19 protein-coding genes and 1 tRNA gene are annotated in these 21,389 nt (G+C 34.9%); 11 read left to right on the top strand and 9 right to left on the bottom strand.

The annotated features are described in order from the left end of the window. The first annotated feature begins 113 nt into the window (after positions 1-113). The 4 genes from ACTB0X_RS12020 (at position 114) to ACTB0X_RS12005 (ending at position 1,936) form a co-directional block, all read left to right on the top strand. Positions 114-563, top strand: coding sequence for an HAD family hydrolase (locus ACTB0X_RS12020; protein WP_463025272.1), 450 nt, complete (start codon positions 114-116; stop codon positions 561-563). Between the two features lie 101 nt (positions 564-664). Then, complete coding sequence (locus ACTB0X_RS12015) at positions 665-1,003, top strand: type II toxin-antitoxin system RelE/ParE family toxin (protein ID WP_463025271.1); 339 nt, start codon at positions 665-667, stop codon at positions 1,001-1,003. A gap of 1 nt (position 1,004) precedes the next feature. Continuing rightward, positions 1,005-1,295: a helix-turn-helix domain-containing protein gene (locus tag ACTB0X_RS12010; protein ID WP_463025270.1), complete on the top strand. Its 291-nt coding sequence runs from the start codon at positions 1,005-1,007 to the stop codon at positions 1,293-1,295. 179 nt (positions 1,296-1,474) lie between these two features. Next, positions 1,475-1,936 carry an OmpA family protein gene (locus ACTB0X_RS12005; RefSeq protein ID WP_463025269.1) on the top strand — a complete coding sequence of 154 codons (462 nt, stop codon included), beginning with the start codon at positions 1,475-1,477 and terminating at the stop codon, positions 1,934-1,936. Positions 1,937-1,998: 62 nt separating this feature from the next. Here ACTB0X_RS12005 and ACTB0X_RS12000 read toward each other — a convergent pair whose 3' ends face one another. Next, positions 1,999-3,237, bottom strand: coding sequence for a 4-hydroxy-3-methylbut-2-enyl diphosphate reductase (locus tag ACTB0X_RS12000; RefSeq protein WP_463025290.1), 1,239 nt, complete (start codon positions 3,235-3,237; stop codon positions 1,999-2,001). Between the two features lie 330 nt (positions 3,238-3,567). On the opposite strand from ACTB0X_RS12000, the gene ACTB0X_RS11995 reads away from it, so the two are divergent. Next, on the top strand, positions 3,568-4,278 hold the full coding sequence (locus tag ACTB0X_RS11995; protein WP_463025268.1) for a YebC/PmpR family DNA-binding transcriptional regulator: 711 nt from the start codon (positions 3,568-3,570) through the stop codon (positions 4,276-4,278). 540 nt (positions 4,279-4,818) lie between these two features. Here ACTB0X_RS11995 and ACTB0X_RS11990 read toward each other — a convergent pair. The 5 genes from ACTB0X_RS11990 to ACTB0X_RS11970 all read right to left on the bottom strand — a co-directional run bounded on the left by ACTB0X_RS11990 (position 4,819) and on the right by ACTB0X_RS11970 (position 10,086). Beyond that, positions 4,819-5,793 carry a tRNA dihydrouridine synthase gene (locus ACTB0X_RS11990; protein ID WP_463025267.1) on the bottom strand — a complete coding sequence of 325 codons (975 nt, stop codon included), beginning with the start codon at positions 5,791-5,793 and terminating at the stop codon, positions 4,819-4,821. Positions 5,794-5,849: 56 nt separating this feature from the next. After that, positions 5,850-6,719, bottom strand: a complete 870-nt coding sequence (locus ACTB0X_RS11985; protein WP_463025266.1) for a DUF5694 domain-containing protein — start codon at positions 6,717-6,719, stop codon at positions 5,850-5,852. Positions 6,720-6,827: 108 nt separating this feature from the next. After that, a complete protein-coding gene (locus ACTB0X_RS11980; RefSeq protein WP_463025265.1) occupies positions 6,828-7,730 on the bottom strand; it encodes a T9SS type A sorting domain-containing protein in 903 nt (300 codons plus the stop codon). Between the two features lie 223 nt (positions 7,731-7,953). Continuing rightward, positions 7,954-8,027, bottom strand: a tRNA-Arg gene (locus ACTB0X_RS11975). A gap of 82 nt (positions 8,028-8,109) precedes the next feature. Then, on the bottom strand, positions 8,110-10,086 hold the full coding sequence (locus tag ACTB0X_RS11970; RefSeq protein WP_463025264.1) for a tetratricopeptide repeat protein: 1,977 nt from the start codon (positions 10,084-10,086) through the stop codon (positions 8,110-8,112). A gap of 151 nt (positions 10,087-10,237) precedes the next feature. On the opposite strand from ACTB0X_RS11970, the gene ACTB0X_RS11965 reads away from it, so the two are divergent. The 6 genes from ACTB0X_RS11965 (at position 10,238) to ACTB0X_RS11940 (ending at position 17,754) form a co-directional block, all read left to right on the top strand. Next, the gene (locus tag ACTB0X_RS11965; RefSeq protein WP_463025263.1) at positions 10,238-12,202 is read left to right on the top strand and encodes a tetratricopeptide repeat-containing sensor histidine kinase; all 1,965 of its coding nucleotides are present in this window, start codon (positions 10,238-10,240) and stop codon (positions 12,200-12,202) included. Positions 12,203-12,216: 14 nt separating this feature from the next. Then, positions 12,217-14,160: a tetratricopeptide repeat-containing sensor histidine kinase gene (locus ACTB0X_RS11960; RefSeq protein ID WP_463025262.1), complete on the top strand. Its 1,944-nt coding sequence runs from the start codon at positions 12,217-12,219 to the stop codon at positions 14,158-14,160. Between the two features lie 121 nt (positions 14,161-14,281). Continuing rightward, the gene (locus ACTB0X_RS11955; RefSeq protein WP_463025261.1) at positions 14,282-14,503 is read left to right on the top strand and encodes a response regulator transcription factor; all 222 of its coding nucleotides are present in this window, start codon (positions 14,282-14,284) and stop codon (positions 14,501-14,503) included. 39 nt (positions 14,504-14,542) lie between these two features. Continuing rightward, positions 14,543-15,661, top strand: coding sequence for a WD40 repeat domain-containing protein (locus tag ACTB0X_RS11950; protein ID WP_463025260.1), 1,119 nt, complete (start codon positions 14,543-14,545; stop codon positions 15,659-15,661). A gap of 17 nt (positions 15,662-15,678) precedes the next feature. Continuing rightward, positions 15,679-16,047, top strand: a complete 369-nt coding sequence (locus ACTB0X_RS11945; protein WP_463025259.1) for a hypothetical protein — start codon at positions 15,679-15,681, stop codon at positions 16,045-16,047. A gap of 30 nt (positions 16,048-16,077) precedes the next feature. Then, a complete protein-coding gene (locus ACTB0X_RS11940; protein ID WP_463025258.1) occupies positions 16,078-17,754 on the top strand; it encodes an outer membrane protein assembly factor BamB family protein in 1,677 nt (558 codons plus the stop codon). Between the two features lie 47 nt (positions 17,755-17,801). Here ACTB0X_RS11940 and ACTB0X_RS11935 read toward each other — a convergent pair whose 3' ends face one another. The 3 genes from ACTB0X_RS11935 to ACTB0X_RS11925 all read right to left on the bottom strand — a co-directional run bounded on the left by ACTB0X_RS11935 (position 17,802) and on the right by ACTB0X_RS11925 (position 21,209). Beyond that, a complete protein-coding gene (locus ACTB0X_RS11935; protein WP_463025257.1) occupies positions 17,802-18,437 on the bottom strand; it encodes a DUF1801 domain-containing protein in 636 nt (211 codons plus the stop codon). Between the two features lies 1 nt (position 18,438). After that, positions 18,439-19,536 carry a transporter substrate-binding domain-containing protein gene (locus tag ACTB0X_RS11930; protein ID WP_463025256.1) on the bottom strand — a complete coding sequence of 366 codons (1,098 nt, stop codon included), beginning with the start codon at positions 19,534-19,536 and terminating at the stop codon, positions 18,439-18,441. Between the two features lie 110 nt (positions 19,537-19,646). Next, the gene (locus ACTB0X_RS11925; RefSeq protein WP_463025255.1) at positions 19,647-21,209 is read right to left on the bottom strand and encodes an aryl-sulfate sulfotransferase; all 1,563 of its coding nucleotides are present in this window, start codon (positions 21,207-21,209) and stop codon (positions 19,647-19,649) included. Between the last annotated feature and the right edge of the window lie 180 nt (positions 21,210-21,389).

Raw genomic sequence — 21,389 nt, 5'->3', positions numbered from 1 at the left:
ATGTCAAATATTAGTGTTTTCAATAATTATAATGTAGACTATAATTTTACTCTTTCAAAAAGGATATCAATAATATTTGATGTAAATAGTATTGTTACAGTTTAACTAAAGACATGAATATCAGCTTTGACCTAGACAGTACATTAATTCCAAATGGAAAGGAATTTGAAACAGAAGGAAGAAGTAGAATAGCTAAACTTTTTGGTATTGAAGAAATTCGAAAAGGAGCACCTGAGTTGATTTTCGATCTACAGAAACAAGGACATAAAATCCATATTTATACCACATCGTATCGTAATAAATTAAAAATAAGACGAATATTAAAGTATTATGGGATTAAGGTAAATAGAATAGTGAATGAAAAAGAAAATCGAAGCGTTTTAAAAGCTCAAAATGTTAACTCATCCAAGTATCCTCCTGCATTTGGTTTTGACCTGCATGTTGATGATTCAAAAGGTGTTGGAATGGAGAGTGAAAGGTTAAATTTTAAAACCATTATTGTAGATCCGACTGACGCTGATTGGATGCATAAAATTAAAAACAGAACTAAAAAAGTAGTGTAATAAGCTAATTATTAAGCACAAGTACTACTGTGTAACGATTAAAAAAAACAATTCATTTTTAAATATTTTGATTTAGTTAACTAATCAGTTAACTTTGGTTTGTGATTAGAAATATATCAGTCTTCAAAAGTCACTTTATTGACTTTTACAAAAGTCAAGATGAAAAGGTTCAACAAAAAATTGAATACGTTCTTGATTTAGTGAGGTTCGAAAAAAGAGTACCAATCAAGTTTTTTAAAGCGCTTGAAAATACTGATGGAATCTATGAGATCCGAGTTATTACTGCATTCAAAAGCATTCGAATACTATGTTTCTTAGATGATGGAAATTTGGTGGTTCTAGCAAACTGCTTTGTGAAAAAGTCACAGAAAACTCCAAAAAAGGAGATTTCAAAGGCTGAAAGATTGAAAAAGGAATATTTACTAGAAAAAAACAGATAATATGAAAAATCTCACAAACTTCGAAGATTTGCTAATAGATAAATATGGGAAAAAGGGAATTGAAAGTAGAATTAAATTTGATTCTGACTCTTTAGCTTTTAGACTTGGTGTAATGTTAAAAGAAGCTAGAAAAGAAGCAAACCTAACTCAAGAACAACTTGCTGAAAGAACAGGAACTAAAAAGAGCTACATTTCTCGAATAGAGCGAGGCTTAAGTGATATTCAAATTTCTACTTACAATAAGTTAATTGAATTAGGATTAGGTAAAAGTCTTAATATTTCAATTGGCTAAAATTTAAATACAGCTACTCTAGAATTTTTTGAACTTAGACCATCTCATTCGAATAGATTTTGACCCTGCCAAAGGACGGACAAGTAAAGGAAATGGCAAACTTTTGCTTTTTACTAATCCACTAATGATATCTTTACTTAGTGGAATGAATTCTTAATTAGGGTATTAATAACCTTAACATGAAGCACCATATTTTAATTATTTCACTATTTATTTCTTTTAATAGTATAGCACAATCATTTACATATAATGATACTTTATTTAAAGTGGGAGCAATAAAGACTATTGCAAATCTTGATTATAGTACTCACTACTTTGCTGACAAGCTAAATAGTGAGATATTAGATAGTTTAACTTCATTCCTAAAATCAAATATGTCCATCAGAGTTAAATTGATTAATCATACTGGAGTAAGAGGAAGTAAAGAGTACAATCTAAAATTATCTCAAGGTAGAGCAGATTCCATTAAAGCCAAACTAGTTGCAAATGGTATTAATGAAAAGAGAATAATAGCAATTGGATTAGGTGAATCTCAACCCCTGATTGAAGAATCAATAATATTGAAGTTACGAACAGAAGCGGAAAGAGAGGAAGCTTACAAAAAAAATGAAAGAACAATTATTGAGATAATAGAAAACTAGTAATTATATATAACAACAATAAGATTTAACAGGTTGGTAAGATGATTAAGTTTCCTACCTAACTACCCAAGCAACTCTCTCAGCACAATTTCCATGTCCTTACTCTCTGGAAAGTAAGTCAGAATTTTAGAAATTACGGCATCTATCATGGTATCAGGGCAAGAAGCACCGCTGGTTAAGATAATTTTAGTGGGACTATTTTTAGGTAAAAAGTTTTCTGTATTTCTTAATTCTTGGTGATGGTAGTTGAAATGCTGAATGTGATTCTCATCTAGGATTTCATCCGCTGAAGAAATGAAGTAAGTCGGCAATTTGGCTTCACACAATTCTACTATGTGAGAAGTGTTGGAACTGTTGTATCCACCCACAACGATCGCTAAATCGGCAGATGCTTCCAATAAACCATAAGTTGCTTGTTGGTTATCATTCGTAGCATAACACAACGTATCTCTTGTGTCGGCAAAATGATTTTTTAAATTCTCCGCACCATATTTATCCAACATTACTTGCTTGAAGTAATCGGCTATTTCTTGGGTTTCACTAGCGAGCATCGTCGTTTGATTCACTACACCAACCCGATCAATGTGTTCTTCGATGCTGAAATCAGCAGAATACATTCCTTCAAAGCGTTTAATGAATTCAGATTTATCTCTTTTTCCTAAAATAATATCGCCAATGATACGCGCCTCATTGATGTCTTTTATAATTACAGATGGAGCGCTTGCGTTACTGTGTGAGAAGGTGGCGCGGGTTTCTTCATGCTTGTGCTTCCCATGAATTAAAACCGTGTAATTGTCTTGTCCCAATTTGTCCGACTGTTTCCAAACTTTATTCACGAACGGACAGGTAGTATTGTATTTTTGGGTTTCTATGTTTTTGTCTTTCAGCAGTTGCTCGATTTCTAAAGTAGTTCCGAAAGCAGGAATAATGACAATGTCATCCGATTCTAAATCGTCCCATTGAATAAAATGATTGCCTTCGGTGTCCATAATGAAGTCAATTCCTTTTGATTGCAAATCAGCATTCACGATTGGATTGTGAATCATTTGTGACAATAATAAAATGCGTTTTCCAGGATTTTCTTCTACAGCTTTATAAGCGATTTCGATCGCATTTTCTACGCCATAACAAAACCCAAAATGACGGGCAATATAAAATTGTACTGGTCCAAAATCCAATAAAGTAGGCGCGAAGTCCTTTTTGCGTGGATCGCTTATTTTACGAGCTTCTTTGATAGAGCCAATGAATGAACTTCTGTAATAGGCGGGAATGTCGAACTGCTTCATAATACTGTTTTGCAGCTCAAAATTAAGGATAAGAAAATAGAAATGGGAGGAGGGCTAAAAAAAATCACCTGGCGACCAAACCAGGTGACAAATTGGTTAAAACCTAATACAAATTAACCAAAAACTCTGCCGCAAAAGTAGCCGATTATTCGAAATACACTTCAAGAACTTTATAATCGGTCGGTATAAATACATACATGGGGAAAAAATCCTACGATTAAGAAATTTTCAAAGCTTTGGTAAGTTTAAAAAATCGAATAATCTAGTATAATTTTGTGAAAAGACTATTTTAATAAAACGATAGAATGGTTTAATTTGCACTACTTAATAATACAATTTGAAAACATGGGAAGAGCGTTTGAATATAGAAGAGCAGCGAAAGAAAAAAGATGGGATAAGATGTCTAAGGTTTTTCCAAAGTTGGCTAAAGCCATTACGTTAGCTGCAAAAGAAAGCGGTATGGACCCAGAGACGAATGCCAGATTGAGAACGGCAATTCAGAATGCGAAGGGAGAGAACATGCCAAAGGATAACATTGAAAATGCGATCAAACGAGCAGAAGCGAAAGATGCAGAGAATTATGTCGAAGTCAATTATGAAGGCAAAGGACCTCATGGCGTGTTAGTATTTGTAGAATGTGCCACAGATAACACCACTAGAACCGTAGCAAATATTAAATCCTATTTCAATAAAGCAGGAGGAAGTACAGTGCCTACAGGTTCATTGGAATTTATGTTTAACAGAAGAGCGGTTTTTGAATTTGAAATTCCTGAAGGAGTTGATGTTCAAGAATTAGAATTGGAATTGATAGATGCAGGCCTAGAAGAAATTGAAGTAGATGGAACCACGGCTTATGCGTATGCTGATTGGACCGACTTTGGAACTTTGAGTCATGCGTTGGAAGAGCAAAAAATAGAATTGACGAAGTCGAATTTACAACGTTTCCCAACGACTCCTGTAGAGTTTACTGACGAACAAATGGTGGACATCGAAAAAATGATGGATAAGATTGAAGACGATGATGATACACAAGCAGTGTATACGAACATTGCTTAATCAAATAGTTAATTGATTAATGAGTCAATCAGTGAATCTTTGTTTTTCGAGGACTTTTGTTAAGGGAAGATGCTAGAAGTCGGAAGCAAGAGGCTAGAAGTTAGATGCTATGTATTTATAAAAGTAGCTTAGTATTTCTAATGTGCATTTAGATTGCTATTCCTTTGTGATCTTTGTGGTTAGATATTTAATGAAAGATGTTAGAAGTTAGAAGCAAGAGGCTAGATGCTATGTATTTATAAAAGTAGCTTAGTATTTCTAATGTACATTTAGATTGCTATTCCTTTGTGACCTTTGTGGAATCTTTGCGTGATTTGTGGTTAGATATTTAAAGGGAGATGCTAGAAGTTAGAATCAAGAGGTTAGATGCTATGTATTTATAAAAGTAGCTTAGTATTTCTAATGTGCATTTAGATTGCTATTCCTTTGTGATCTTTGTGGAATCTTTGCGTGTTTGTGGTTAGATATTTAATGGAAGATGCTAGAAGTTAGAAGCAAGGGGCTAGATGCTATGTATTTATAAAATTAACTTTGTGTTCCTCACTTTTGGCTTTCAGTCCATGAGTACTCTTCTTCCGCTTCAAAAATCTGTTTCACGGCCTTGTCATACGCTTCAATGGTATTTGCTTTTTTAATCATTTTTACTACCTTTTTAGGATTGTAAAATGTTTCGGCGAAGTATTCCCAATAATGCAGCATTTTTAAAGTGATGTGCTTGGCACCTGATAATGTTTGCTCAAATTCAGAGAATAGGGTGTCGTGAAATTTGCTGAAGGTTTCAATTCGATTATCGGGATAAACTAACGTATCACTTTTAATCATATTGGGTAAAAATGGATCAGCAATTAATCCTCTTCCGATCATCCAATTGTTGATGGAAGGAAAGCGTTCTTTCATGGCTCGGTAGCTTTCAACAGTAGTAATGTCACCATTGTAGTAAATGGTGTGGTTGGCCTGATCCAAACAACGCTGAAATCCGTCTAAATCCACTCCGCCTTTATACAGTTGCTTACCAATACGTGCATGAATCGCCACATTTTTAATGGGGTATTTATCTAAAATAGGCAATACATCTAGAATCTCTCGATTGTGTTCGTATCCCATTCGCATCTTCATGGAAACGATGATGTCCGTTTCATTGTGCACTCTTTCTAGAATTCCGTCAATTCGGTTCGCATCGCTAATTAATCCTGATCCCATGCAGCGATTGATCACCATCGGATAGGGACAGCCTAAATTCCAATTAAGCTCTTTGTATCCCAACGATTGAACGTATTTAGCAACGAAAATAAATTCATCGGCATCATTGGTCATAATCTGTGGAATAACGGTCAGGGTGTCGTTATTTTTAGGAAGAATGTCACGTTCATAAGCTGGTTTAATTTCCATTTTCCCGTTTAATCGGATATAGGGCGAAAAAAAGATATCAATGCCCCCAAAGTATTTTTGAAAAGCATTTCGAAAACGAAAATCAGTAAAACCTTGTAAAGGCGACGATAGGAGGGTTGGAATCATTGTGGTCCAAAATTAGGAAAAGCGACTGATTTGGTGGCACAGAAATAGGATCAACATTACTTTTCTAAATAGTCCAATGTATTAACCATTTCAAATTTGGGACTTCTTTTTATAAACTCTCTTAACATCGCAGTGTGCGCTGAACCCATCAAGATTAAAACTCGATCGTTTTTAGTCATTTTTATCCGATTCAAATTCGAATAGATTTTCATGTTCCTCAAATAGAATTGAGCTGCTTGTTCTGCACCTTGGAAACCACTATCAATTCCCACATACAATAGCTTGTCAGCATTGGTGTTGAGAGAATAATCTAACATAATTGGATCGTTGGTTAATCTTAGTTTTTCAATCAATGACAATTCATCAAAACGGTTATCTAAAGCAGCAATTTCTGGATAGTTTTTAAATGGTTCATTTGTTATTTCTAAGTAGGTCTCCCGATCTATCGAGTTTTCCAATTCAGGGCTATTTTCGATAAAATCTCCTAAGCTATAGTTGTATCCTAAGTGAAAGTCGATTCCATAAATCGTGTCTAAACCGTTCAATCTAGCCACATCAAATCCAACCATGCTCAGCTCACCAAATGTTGTGTTTAAGTGACTAGGATTGGACTTGAATGAGCGGTACAATTTATTCATCGTATCGTTGAGTTCAGGTAAATACTCTAGACAGATGATTGTTGGTTTGAAATGAGCAATCAGCTTTGATATTTCTTTAACTTCTAATTGTTTACTGGAATCATTTTCGTCAAAATTTACTGAATTAGCATCACTGGTGCTTCCAAAATGAAAACTTCCAAAATTCAGTACTTGTATTTTGTTGGTCGATAGTGAGTTATTTTCAGAAATAGGATTTTGAGGTAACTCAGACTTAGAATCGTTACAACCGATACTGGCAATGACTAAGAAGTAAAGTATTTTTTTCATTGAAATAGGCAAGGGATTACTTTTAGTTAAAATAAAAATACTCCTCGAAACGACTGTTTTCAAGGAGTATTAAAATTATGATTTTTCACTTGATGTAATTCTATTTTATCAAGGACAACTGATGATCTTTTTGTTGGTCAAATTCCCTTCTTTATCAACCACTGTTAGAATGTATGTTCCACTTTTCAAATCAGAAATCTTTATCTGAGAACGATTGAGTGTAGCTTGCTGTAGGATCAACTTTCCGGTCAGATCAGTAATGCGAATTTCTTGAGTACTGGCATTTTCAAAATCAATCGTAAAACTTCCTTTTGAAGGATTAGGGAATACTGTTAGGACATTTGAGTTATCATTATTTTCTGGTACAGATGAAATAACCGCGCAAGCCGTTAAAGAATCAGGATAGACACCTTGAATGGACGATTGAAAACAAGACAATGTAAAATCAGGCATATCCGTCATTGCGCCTGGAGATCGTTCGATTAGTCCATAAGTACTGCCAATTCCTTCAATGATGTAAATGTTGTAAGGGTTATTCGTTTTCCATCTTTTATGATAAGCATTTCCAACCATGACTGAATCGATTGACTGAACCACATCATTAGTAAATAAATATTCTTGAGTGTAACCTTGTAAGGTGTCTCCTAAATTTAGGTTGAAGTCATACAATAAATGTTCTAAAGTATCATTTGCAGGAATAAAGTACACTTTTTTGAGTGGAACGTCTTGTCTGATAGCTCCTTTATATCCTGCAATCGCATAGCCGCAAAGACCTATATTGACTGATTCAACAAATGAGATTTGTAATTGATGATAAGTAGTCCCATTGATAATTGTATCTCCAGCAAGAGTAATTGAGAAATTATTTTCTGTATTACCACCGTTAATACAGTTCGCTACCACATTATAGTTCCAAGTCGCATTACTTTCTGGAAAAGGAAAGTAGCCGCCTATTTGTGCAAAAGCAGCAGTGGTGATCAATGAAAGACAAAAAAGTAGACTTTTTTTCATAGGAGTTGGTTTAAGGTTTAAATATTTAGTTTCAATGCTCAAATACAATTGAGAAAACTAAAGATAATAAAAGTTGTTGGATTAGAGGGTATTGTAACGGGAAGTATTTTAAAATCACAAACTTCTTAGCACAATACTAAAGGGGTTTATTTTTCTAATTTGTGTTAATTCAATATCAAAAAAATCCCAAACTGTGAAAACAATTTGGGATTCTATTCTATTGTGACCTCGGAAGGATTCAAACCTTCAACCTCCACAGCCGTAATGTGGTGCACTATTCAGTTATGCTACGAGGCCATTTTCGAAATGCAAAACTACAAAAAATATTAAACCCAAACTATAATCTTTGATTTTAATCAATGATAAAAAATAGGTCTACCTATACCGGAAACTGACTTCGATTTAATTTTGGATTTAACTGCACTGCCGTATCAAAGCTATTCTTTGCTTTTTCAAGCTCTCCAATTTCAAAATAGTTCATTCCTAAATTCATGTAAAACTGATGATTATTTGGCGATCTATCGATGCTTTCCTTCAGAATACGAATGCTTTCTTCGAATTGTTTATTTAATGATAATGCAGTAGTGAGGTTAGTAATTACATCTACATTGTTTGGTTTTAGGGCATACGCCTGTTTTAAATTCTCAATCGCTTTCGGCAAATTATTTAATTGCTGTCCATAGGTATTGCCAAGTTTAAAATAGATGGTTGATGGATCATTTGAACGAGAAACATATTGTTCGTACCACCTTACACGTTCGGCTGGATCAGCAACTTTTTCAATCACAAATTGAATGTTTTGATGTGCATTTGCATGAGATGGATTGATGGCTAGAATGTCATAGTAATAGTTCAGTGCTTGGGTGGGATTTTTGTACAACTCATATTGAGTATTCCCCATCAATAATTTTGGATCGATGTAGTTGGGATAAATCGCTATCGCTTGCTTTAAATGCGAAATAGATTGCATCAGCAATTGTTGCTTTTCGGCAGGATTGGCGGTTGCTTGCGCCTTTTCGAGCAATAGTCCTCCTGCCATTGTCTGACTTTTAGCTCCATTCACACTTGTTTGTGCATCTGTAGTAGACAAGGTTAAATTGCTCGCCCATGCCTTGTTTCTGCTGATTGTTTTTCCTGAATATCCTAGAATGAGAACTAATAATAAACCCCAACCAACTGATGTGTTTTTCAACCATTTTTTACTGTCGAATAGAAGAAAGTAACTTGCTATCATACAAAACCCCAAAGAGGAAACATAAACGAATCGTTCATTCATAAATACACCAATGGAGAAAAAAAGATTGGATGAAATACTCAAACTCAATCCAAATAGGATAACTCCAAAAGCGTAAATGTTTCTTTTAATCAAACCATAAATAGAGAATGCAATTAATCCTGTGTAAACAATTAAGCTCCAAATTACTATTGGATTTGTGAGGCCTAGGATGGGAATGTGCTTCGGGTAATAATCATAAGTTAAAGGGTGCGGAAAAAACAGCAATGCGATGTATTTCCACAAGGTGTATATCACTGTGGCATATTTATCAGACAGAGATGCTTCTAAAAATGGATCATTCATCAAGTTGTCAGCTACTGAGTCGATGGTCATACTGCCAATAATTTGACCTCTGATAAAGTACCAAATCCCAGCTGTTACTAATAACCCAGCAGAAGTGATGGCGATTGCTTTCCATTGGTCTTTTCGAAAGAAATAAATGGTAATTGGGATGATGGCTAAAAAGGTAATGGCCGTTTCTTTGCTCAAAAGCGCTAAAAAATAACAACCGATTGCCCATACAAAATGACTAATTTTTTGATGGTCGATGTATTTCAAAAAGAAAAATAAACTTGCCAAGACACCAATAAATGATAGGATTTCATCGCTGCCTTTAATGTTGGCCACTACTTCGGTGTGGATAGGATGAGCAATGAACAATAGGGTAATGACAGCAGCAAATATTTTTTGAGATTCGATGGGAATTCGTTCTTTGAAAAGCAACATCAACACCTTAAATAAAAGCAGTGCATTGGCAAGGTAAAATAAAACGGTAAACAGGTGAAAAGCCTTTGGATTCATTCCAAAAAACTGTTGAATTACTGCAAAAACAGCAATGGAAAAAGGACGGTATCGACCACCAGAAACTAAATTCTTTTGTTGCCCATAAAAACCAACCATAGATTCTGTGGTAAAAATGTCGGAAATGCCCGATATCCCTTGTTTTACAAAACTATTTTCGGTGATTACGATGGAGTCATCCAATACGAAATCGTGACTTAAGGTATTGCCATACAAAATAAAAGTAAAGACAACGAAAATGCCGTAGTAGAATGGTTTGGAAAGTTGATCTAATTTCATTGAATCAAAGAAACAAAAAAACAATTGGATGAGAAACCACAGATTGAAAAAACTAAAAAGAGTGATTCCAATCTAGGTTGTTTACCGTATTTTTCAATGAAATATTCAGATTACGTCTTTGAAACCCCTTTGAATTTTTTATTTTCGACAGATGAAACGATTATTCCCAATTTTATTATTCCTACTTCCGGTAGTTGTTAGCAGCAACAATGAAAGTGTGCGCGATAGTATTCGACAATTGATGCGTAAATCAACAACTGACTTCCAACTTATTGATCAGCAGGTCGCGTTGTCTAAAGCCTTTATTGATGTCAATGTTGACTCTACTAGTCGATACATCAATTTGGCGTATGAGAATGCAAAGGAAATTGGATACAAAAAAGGAATTGTAGAAGCCCTCAATATTAAAGGAAATGTATTGCAGCGAAAAGGCAAATTGGATGAATCCATGGAGATGTATGAGGCCGCAAAGAAAATCGCCTTAAAGGAAAAGAACGATACCTTATTGGCTAAAATTATAAATAATATAGGTATTATATACAATAGTAAAGGTCAGTTTGACAAAGCTTTGGTCGTTTATTTTGAGTCGCTTGATTATGAAAAGCGATTGAATAATCAACGAGGTATTGCAGAGGCATATAACAATATAGGAGTGGTGCATTACTATTTGTCTGACATGGAGAATACCTTATTGTATTTGAAAAAATCTTCTGAGATTTCAAAGGAAATCGACGATTTGGACATTCTAAAAAAGGGGTTGATTAATATTGGTGCAATTCATCTTTACAGAGAAGAATATGAAGAAGCCCTAACTTATTATTTTGAAGCACTAGAAATTAGTGAAAAATTGGGGAATCATGCTGAAATAAATACTTGTTGGCACAATATTGCAGGTGTTTATTCTGCACAACATAGGTATCAAGAAGCAGAAGTTTACTATCGCAAAGCACTGGTTTTTAACAAGAAGTTTGATAATATGAATGGGTTGGCTTTAGAATACAATAACTTGGGAAGTTTGTATTTAAAGCAGAATCGATTTAAAGAAGCTAAAGAAAATTATGAATTAGCCTTAGCAATTTGTAATTCCTCTGGCTTCCGAAAATTAAAGGAAGATGTATTGGAAGGGCTTTCTAATATGTATGCTAAACAGAATAATTATGCGAAAGCCTTCGAGTATTCTCAATTGTATTTGAATCTGAAAGATAGTATCTTAAATGAAGATAATGCGAAGAATATTGCAGAGCTAAGAACTAAATATGAAACTGTCGAAAAAGAGAAATTATTGGCAGAAGAAAGAGAAACCACTGCAATTTTAAAGTCTGAGAATGCTGAAGCAGAATTAAAGACTGCCAACCGCAACAAATGGATTATAGTGTTGGGGCTTATTATAATCGCAGCGAGTATGGTGTTTTTGGCTGTTGTTCAGTCTAATAAGCGAAAATCTCAAGCGGAGAAAGATGCTGCAATCATTGAAGAAAGAGATCAGGGTGTAGATGCTGTAATTCAAGCCCAAGAGGAAGAACGTAAGCGAATTTCTAAAGAATTGCACGATGGAATTGGGCAACAATTGAGTGGATTGAAAATGGCTTTTCAGCGATTGGAAGGGAAGTTGAACGAAGAAATTCCACATCGAAAAGATGAGATTAAGCGATTGGTTTCCATCATTAGTGATTCAGCGGATGAAGTGCGAACCATTTCCCACCAAATGATGCCGCGCGCATTGACAGAAGAAGGATTAATTCCTGCCGTAGGTGATTTATTAGCAAAAAGTTTAGAACCAATAGATGTCCAATTTGAGTATGAACATTATGGAATAAATGAGCGTCTAGAAGAGCGAATAGAGTTGAGCTTGTACCGAATTCTTCAGGAATTAATCAATAATATTATCAAGCATTCAGAAGCCAAACATGTAAGTGTTCAATTGTTTAAAAATGGAGATAAGATTATTTTAATGGTAGAAGATAATGGTAAAGGATTTTCTGCCAATGCAAAAAGAGATGGACATGGCCTATTGAATATAAAAAGTAGGCTGAACACATTGAATGGAGAAGTTGATTATTCACCAAGTCCGGGAAGCGGAACTGTTGCTACTATTAGAATTCCTTTGTCGAAATAGTTAACTTTAGGACAATGAAAAAAAATATTTTAATCTTCTGTCTCTGTTCTATTTCGGTTTTTAGTCAGTCCAATCATACAGCTAATTTAGACAGTGTTTTATTTTCCATAAAGGATTTGCCGGACAGTATTCAGGTGGATAGCATGGTGAAAATATCACGGCAAATAGTAAGGGAAAACGGAAATGGGGAAGGTTTGCAATATGCTATTTGGGCACTCGATAAAGCGAAGTCAAACAATTATTTAGATTTAGTACCTAAAGCACGGTTTTATATTGCCAATAATTATGAGCATAAGAATTTATTAGACAGCACAGTAAGGCATTATAAACTAGCACTAAAGGAGATAAAAAATACCGAACATGAAGATTGGTATGGTTATATCTACAACAATTTGATTGTCGCCCTTCAAAAACGAGGAAAGTATGATGAGGCATTAGCATTTGCTATTGAAGGATTAGAATTAGCTAAAGTATATAAGGATACTTATAACATCGCTAAAAGCTATTCAGATATCGGCTACATTCATGATCGCTTAAATAATTTTCGAGAATCGATCAAATGGCAAAAAAAGGCTATTGATTTGATGCAAAGTATAAACGATCAGACCAAAAAGAGTTTTGCCATTTCACGTGTCGGAATTGCTTATGATGATTTGGGTATTTATGATTCAGCGCACTATTACAATCAATTGGCTTTGAGTTTCTTCATTGAACAAAATTCTATAAAGGATATAGGGATGGTGAAATCCAATATTGGAAACACCTATTTGAAACAGAAGGATTGGAAAAACGCACTTGTTTATTTAAAAGAAGCGTATTTATTGAATCAAGAGACAGGTGATAATTTAGCATTAAGTATCACGGCGATTAATTTAGGGAAAGCAAATGAAAAAGTAGGGGATATTGAGCAGGCCAAAAAGTATTATGCTGAAGGAATTCGTTTGTCTAAAGCATTGGATGATTTAAAGTTTCAAATTGAAGGAAATTATTCATTTTATGAATTGTTTGAATCTCAAAATCAATACGATTCAGCATTGGTTTATTTCAAACGTTACAAAATGCTAGAAGACAGTTTGTATACTTTAAAAAAAGCGGAGCAAATTGCTGAATTAGGAACGCAATATGAAACAAAAGAGAAAGAACAACAAATAGCGTTACAGCAATTGACTTTAAAACGACAAGAAGCAGAGATACAGTCCAATCGTTGGTTGAATTTCTTATTGATTGTGATAATTTTAATGGTGTTGGTAATTTCAGTTGGAACCTATTTCCGATACAAAGGCAAGAAGAATGCAGAGCTTCAAAAGTTGTTGATCCAAGAGCAGGAGAGAGGTTTGGAAGCCGTAATTTTTGCTCAAGAAGAAGAACGAAAACGAATTTCTAAGGATCTACATGATGGCATAGGTCAGCAACTAAGTGGGCTTAAAATGGCTTTTCAGCGAATAGAAAAGGAACTAAGTATAGAATCTCCAGGGCACAAGCAGGAATTGAATCGACTTACAGAAATCCTAAGTGAATCGGCTGATGAAGTGCGTTCATTGTCGCACCAAATGATGCCAAGAGCGCTTACTGAGCTTGGAATCATTGCCGCATTAGAAGATTTATTTTCCAAGAGCTTAGGTTTAACTGGGATTCAGTATGAATTTGAACATTTTGAAATTACTGGTAGGTTGGAAGAGCGCGTAGAAGTTGCTATTTATCGCATTGTTCAGGAATTGATCAATAACATTATAAAACATTCTAATGCCAAAATGGTGCAGATTCAATTATTCAAGAATGCCGGAAAGATTATACTAATTGTTGAAGACAATGGAACCGGATTTTCAAAAGACTCAGCTACTTCAGGGCATGGATTATTGAACATCAAAAGTAGACTGAATACCATTCATGGGGAAGTAGATTATTCCCCAAGCCCAGGTAGCGGAACTGTTGCTACCATTCGGATTCCCTTAGCTTAAACCCTCATTATTTTTAATTCTTAGAAAATCTACGTGAAAAGTCGTAGTGAAAATCAGTTGATTCCTCTATTTAGTTCAACCTAGAAAGTGGGGTACTTCGTGTAGAATAAAATTTAATCTCATGAAGAAAGCAGAACTTAAAGAAATGGAAGTGCTAACCAATAGAGAAACAGAGGTTTTGAGGCACATTGCGAACGGACATTCCAATACTCAAATTGGACGGTTATTAGAAATTAGTCACCGAACGGTAGATTCTCATCGAACTAATATTCGGAACAAACTGGGCGTTCACAACTTGGCTCAAATGATTAAGTATGCTTTGAAGGAAGGAATTGTAGATTAATACAATCGTTTCTAACTTTTAATGAAACCACTAAATCAGATGAAAAATTATTTATTTTTAATAGTCATTCTTGTTTATCCATTGTTGGCTAATAGCCAAAATATCAATGAACAGTATGATAAATGGCAAGTGACAGATGATGCCATCAACATCACTGGAATTGACTTGTCTCCGGATGGGAAGGAAGTCGCATTAGTAGGTGGGAAAATGAATGCCGTTTTTATTTATGATTATAACGCTAGATCCATTCTAAGAAAAATTTCAATGGATCGGGATTATTCTGGATATACCGTTCAATATTCTGCAAAAGGAAATTACCTGTTGCTTCAGGAACGGGTGGCAGAATACTATTCCACCAAGACCTCTCGAAAGGGAGGGTATGCTGTAATCGATTTAAAAACAGATAAGGTCATTCATCAATACAAGATGATTAATGATTTAAAGATTTCATTTGATGAGCAATACCTGATATTGTTGGACAATGGAAATTTAGAAGTAATTGATCTTGTAAATGGAAAATCCATTCGAAAATTTAAACCGGAAGGTGCTACAAATGCGATGGCGATTAGTCCTGATGGAAAAGACTTTGCAATTGTTCAAAAACCGACTAAGGCAGACATTAAAATGTTGGTGGACCGAAAAGTCAATAAAAAAACTATAAAGTCAGCTGCAAAGTATAAGTTTTTGATTTCAATATATGATGCAAAAACGCAAGAACTAAAAAGTGTCGTTCCTGAATTTTACGACAACATAAGCATGTTGAAATACACGCCTGATGGTAAAAAGTTATTGAGTTTCAATATTGCTCAAAACTCATATGTAAACGTAGCATTGCCACAATCAAATTACCAACCTATCCGAGAATCTTATTTAGGAAGAAGCACCATGCAGCCAGACTTTATGTACAGTCCTAATGGAGATTATTTTGGGATTTCAACCGTTGAACGTTTTCCGGCTATCAATATTTACAATGTAGAAAGTGGATCTATTTCAGATCAATACGATACTCAGAATAAGGTTTGGAAGAATGCTAAAAATAACATTTATGCTGGAAGTAACGCAAGTTTTATTTTTACTCCAGATGATGAATATGTATTGATTGCTTATGGTAATTCACTGATAAAGTGGAAATACAATAAATACACACCTGATTATTAATCGCAAAAAAATAAAACATGAAAAATCATTTAAAGATTGTTTTAAGTCTACTGTTTGTGGTGTTGATGAGTACTTCATATGCTCAGAAAAAGCCATTCTATAATGAACAAAATCAAGTAATAGAAGCTGCAACTAAAGCGCTAGATAATGCGATGCAAGCAGGAGATTTTAAAGAATGGTCGGACAATTATGGAATGAAAGGAAGCTATACTTTCAACATTACCATTGGAGGAACTAAGGGGGAGGTTTATACGATTCATGCTTTGGAAAGAACTGGTGAAGTAAAACAACAGAATGCACTTAAAGATTACGTAAAGTCCATGCGGTTTCCTTTTAAAATGCCCAAGGATCGCAGTTATCAATTTCAATACGAATTCAAATTTTAAACAATTCAACTATACACTAAAAATCACATTATGAAAAAGCAATTATTAGCCATTACAGGTTTCGCTTTCTTGAGTTTAGGTTTATTTGCTCAAGAAGATATGAATGAAGCTTGGTCAGTAAAATACGATCATCAAACCGAACGAGTGGGAACTGGATTGGAAGGAGATGGAGAGGTGAGTTACATCGCAACTGACAAAGAAATAACCGTCTTTAAAACTTCAAATGGAGAAGTAGTTTGGTCCAATAAATTCAAAGAAATAACTCCAAACTTGCGAAAAATTGATGAATTGATTCCATTTTGGGAATCAGATGCGATGTTTTTGTTCGACAAAAAAATAGGAAAAGATAAATTGGCAGTGATCAATTTAACCAATGGAAAAGTACTTTGGGAAAGTGAAAAATACCAAGGTTTAACTGATGGTACAATTAGTTATTTGGCTGAAAAGAAAGGCTTTTTGTTATCGTTAACAGACGGATTGGTTTTCGTAGATGCACAAACTGGTGAAGAGAAGTGGGAGACCAAGCAGTTTATTGGAGCTATTGGTCAATATTTATATGAAGATGGGGACATCGTTGTTCTAAATGTAGCACCTTCACATTTGCTGTCATTGTTTAAAGCTTTTAGAAATCAGATGGCTAGAATTGATTTGAGCAATGGTAACATAAAGTGGAATACAAAATACAGTGGAATCGCAGAAAGTAAAGTAATCACTAAAGAGAGAATTTATGATTTGAATAGAAAAGGAGATAAATTATTCTTAGAATTGAATGGACTTCAAGTGTTTGACTTTAATACTGGTGCTACCTTATGGACGGCTACATATGATGCAACCCCTGATGTAAAAAGACCTGGAACTGTTTCTTCTCGAGGTAGTATATCTGGATTTACTAAGATCGGAGTCTATGAAACGACAGCAAAACCTGTAAGAGTTGGAAATGATGTTTATATCGTAGAAACGACAAGGAAAAGAGATCAAAAGATTAAAAAATACGATGCCAATACCGGAAAACTGATTTGGGAGAGTGCTGAAATAAAAGGGGCTAAGTGTATTCCGAACTTATTTGTAAAGGATGATAAAGTAGTGATTCAAATTGGTGGGGTAGTAGAATATCAAGGCAGATATATGAATGTATCTAAGGATGTAAACTCTGGCACTACTACTTGGACATATACGGATAAAGTGTATTATGAAAATGTAAAACCAAATGGATTGCAAGCTTTTAATACAAGTGATGGGACTCTAGCTTGGGATACAGAGCGATTTAAGAAAGGGATTACCAATTCATTTTCTGAAGGTGAAAATATTTACGTAAGTAGCGGAAAAGCATTGTACTCAATAAAGAGTGCTGACGGCTCAGTAAACTATGAAGTGGATGTAAAAAATGGTGGAGTAGGGAATGCGACTCAAATCAGAAAGCACAATGATAAAATTATCGTAATCGGTGAAAAAGGTGTTTCTGCGTTCAGTCAAGCTGATGGTTCGTTTAAATATGGTAACAAATACAAGCGATCTGAGCCAATGAAGCAAATTGATAATATTTTATTAATGGTAACAGCAAGCAATGATTTCGCTGCTTTTAATTTAGATGATTGCACTTATGTGAAATACAATGCGAAGAAGGATTCTCAGCAAACATTAAGTATGGACGGAAATTTCGTTTGGGCTTATGAGAAGAAAGTAGTCACTAAGTTGAAGACGCGCTAGATTTAGACTTTTTAGGGGCGAGGTAGTTGGGGACACCTCGTCCTTTTTTATAAATACTTGTGTGATCCATCACATGTTGGCATTCGCTTAGAATGACCACAAACACAATCGTGAAAACCGATTCCATCTAAAATTCGTTGGCGATATTTCTCTATTCTTTCCAATCTGGTTTTGGATTGTTTAGCAGCGGAAAAGTATAAATGATATCCCCGTTGTCGCCCCGGAGTTAGCGCATTAAATGCTTTTTTGAATTCAGGACTTTTTTTCATTTCACCGATTAATTCATCAGTTAAATTCAAGTTCTTACTTTTCTTCATTTCAACTTTTATTCCTGCCTTTTCTATTTCAATGGCTTCAAAAATATAAGCTTTCAAGGTATCATGAATGGATTCTATTTCCTTTACATTGGTAAATTTTGCCATTCGAACAGTTTGAGAATTCTCCCCTGGGGATTCCAATAGCTGAGCGGAATCATTCAGTAAAACTCCTTTAAAGAAACTAAGGGTGCAATAGTCTTTAAATCCACCAATCATTACAATGTTTGAATTTTCGAATGTATAACACGGATTTTTCCATTTTAATTCTTCTGTTAAGCCGCACTCTAAAAGGATGCTTCTCAAGCGTTTAAATTCAGTTGACCACTGTTTTACATTGGCGATTAAATCATCAATTTTAGGATTCATATTACTCATCTTTATCCAAATAGTAATTCACTATTCGTTGGGTTTCTTGGTCTTCGGTAAGCTCCAATAGTGCTCTATTGACATCATAAACAAGTGTACTATTCGGTGGAAAAGCAAATCCATATCCTTGTTTATAATACTCAGCTTTTGCAAGGTATAAATTTTGACTATTATTTTTTTTAAGGTAATGCAATAATTGCGGACGATCGTAAACCACGGCATCTACCTCTTTGTTGTTTAGTAAGGTAAATGCTTCATTTAAATCAAGAGCTCTAGTAATTTTAGATTTATATTCTTTTAAAAAGACCTCGGAAGGAGAATTGACAATAGTGGATACTTTTCTTCTTGATAATTGTTCAATATTAGTAACAGAAGTTGTTCCCAAGGATGAAATCGTTAATGTACTCGCAATTCCTGCCACCATTGAAGTGGCAAAGATAATGGAGATAATCATCCAGCTTCCAGCAATAATTCTTCCTTTTAAAGTGATGGGAGCTTTGTCGCCATAACCAGTGGTGCTCATGGTTACAATTGCCAACCACATTCCAGTGCCAATGCCATTAAGCGCATCATTTGGAAATTGATCCGGTGATTTTTTACGCTCTGCCAGCCACAATAAGGTGCCCACAAATGCGAGAATAACTAGGAAAATTCCAACGGCTCCTAATAGTTTAAAACTAAAAATGGGCTTTATTCTTTTCCATAAACTCATCTGTTCGGACCGAGAAACGATAGCCAAACTTGAATTGTAAAAAGGTTGTGAAAATCGCATGTGTTCCAATCGCTTAGAGGTAATGCTTATGGGGCCAACTACTAGATCTATTTCATTGTTATTTAAAGCATGCAACGCATTTTCTACCGTTGCGAACTCTTTGTAGCTGTATTTCCAGTCTTTTTTGAGGGCAATGTCTTGCCAAATTTCTATCGCTAACCCTTTAGGATCGCCATTCTTTATTAATACAAATGGCGCACTACCTGCTATTCCAACAACCAGCTTGGAATTCGCAGCGTCAATGCTTTTGGTTTGCGCATTTAAGTGGTTGATGTGTAGGAGTGTAATTGTAAAAAGGAAAACGACAGACAAATATTTTCTCAACATAAATCTAAATTTTGTAGAAGGCTAAAAAGTAAGAAAGATAATTAGCTTACACAAATAGAGTCGAAGGATTAGTGATTTTGTCAATCAAAAGTTAGCTTCAATAAATGTCATCAAGGATATAAGGTTAATCTCTCTGCTCGATGCAGGGTAATAAATCCTCCTGGTGGGTTTATTGCTACCTCAAACACAACATTCTTTGATGCATAGTCGATCTCAACTATTTTTCCACCCAATTTCCCACTATTGTTTGTACTAAAACCTGGGGAGAATAAAATGTTATTTTTAATTGGTAAGTAATCAACATCAGAAACATATAGAGCAAAAGTTTCATCACCTCTACTTTTTCCATAGCTCCAAATTTGTTTCACTGTTAGGTTGGATTCATCAATCTCATATTCTACTGCACGGCTATAGTGAGCGGTTCCTTCATAGTTCCGATTGTCACCGTTGTCAAATACTAATAAATTACCATTTGGCATCAACTTAGGGGCATGCTGATACCACGGCCATTCGAAATCTGGATGATTTTGATTTCCATACAATATGTTAGTGTCTAGAATTGGCGTACCACTGGCGTCTAAAGGCGTTAATAAATACTGTTTTAGGTTAGATTCATTTCTGCTGCTGTCCCAACCTTTGTGATTAGCTAATATCCACAACGGCTTATTTTGAGCATCCAATTTTACAACACCTTGTGTTCTGCCGGAAACTATTATAGTTTGATCAGTAGGATCTTCAACTACCCCATTTCCATGAAACCAGTCGACTTCATTAGCAGTATTATTTATTGGAGTGAGTGTACTTCTATTTTCATCCAACGAATTTTTTAAATCCCATACGTTTGAAATATTCCCTGAGCTTCTATTTACTTCAACTACGAAGTCTTCGACACAAAATTTACCGTTTGAATGTTGACTATCCGTTTTTGAAGTGGTGACTAAAAAATTACCATCTTTCTTTTCTTGCACATTGTGGTGAAACTCAAAATTAGCAAGTCCCCATGTATTTGTCACTTTGCCTAATGGAGAGACTTCATAAATGGAATGTGTACCCAAATCTCCAAAATAATAGTTTCCATTTTGAAGTCGCTCAATTCCATTTGCATAATTTAAAGTGGTTAATTGAGCATGTTCAGTAAAATCCAAGTACCACCTAATGTTACCGTAATGATCCATAATGAAAGGTTTATGTGGATTATCACTACCCCAATAACTCACTAAAGTGAAACCTGGTTCCATATTATTTAACTCGGCTTTTCGGATTATAATTTCAGGCATTCCATCAATCAATGGTTCTGTTTGAATGGTTTTAATTTGCTGATGAACGAGATCACCTGATGTATTGTAGTAATTGATATAAACAGTGTTTAAAAAATCAGGGTATAATCCTAAAATAGGAGTCTGATGCACTTGCTCGTAGTTATTGAAAGACTTAGTGAAGTTAGGTTCACCATCTGTTTTAGATTTAACGACTAACTCCACTTTGCATTGTTGGTCGGTTTGGTAATAATTGATAGCGCTCAAAGGGGCATTTCCATATGGATTTAATATCAAAGTATCAGTATGACTCACTGGTTGAATAGAAATGTCTTTAAATTCATCAACATCTTTCTTACACCCAAAAAATAGAGTAGAGATGGTCAAAATCAGGATTAAACGTTTTTTTGAATTCATGAGGAACAGTCGGTTGGGAATGGGTTTATAATTTAAGTTGGCTGATCTGTTAACTGAATTGCAATTTAAGTAAAAAGTTAGAATGGAGTAATTGGGATTTTGTTAAAGTCACTTAGGGTTTTACAACCCTTCGGCAAAAACTTCCCAAAAACACCCCTCATTCCCCCAAAAGGTCTTCAC

Source organism: Acidiluteibacter sp. (assembly GCF_055129545.1).
Note: the sequence above shows the minus strand (reverse complement) of the source record. Positions and strands in the feature narration are given on the sequence as shown.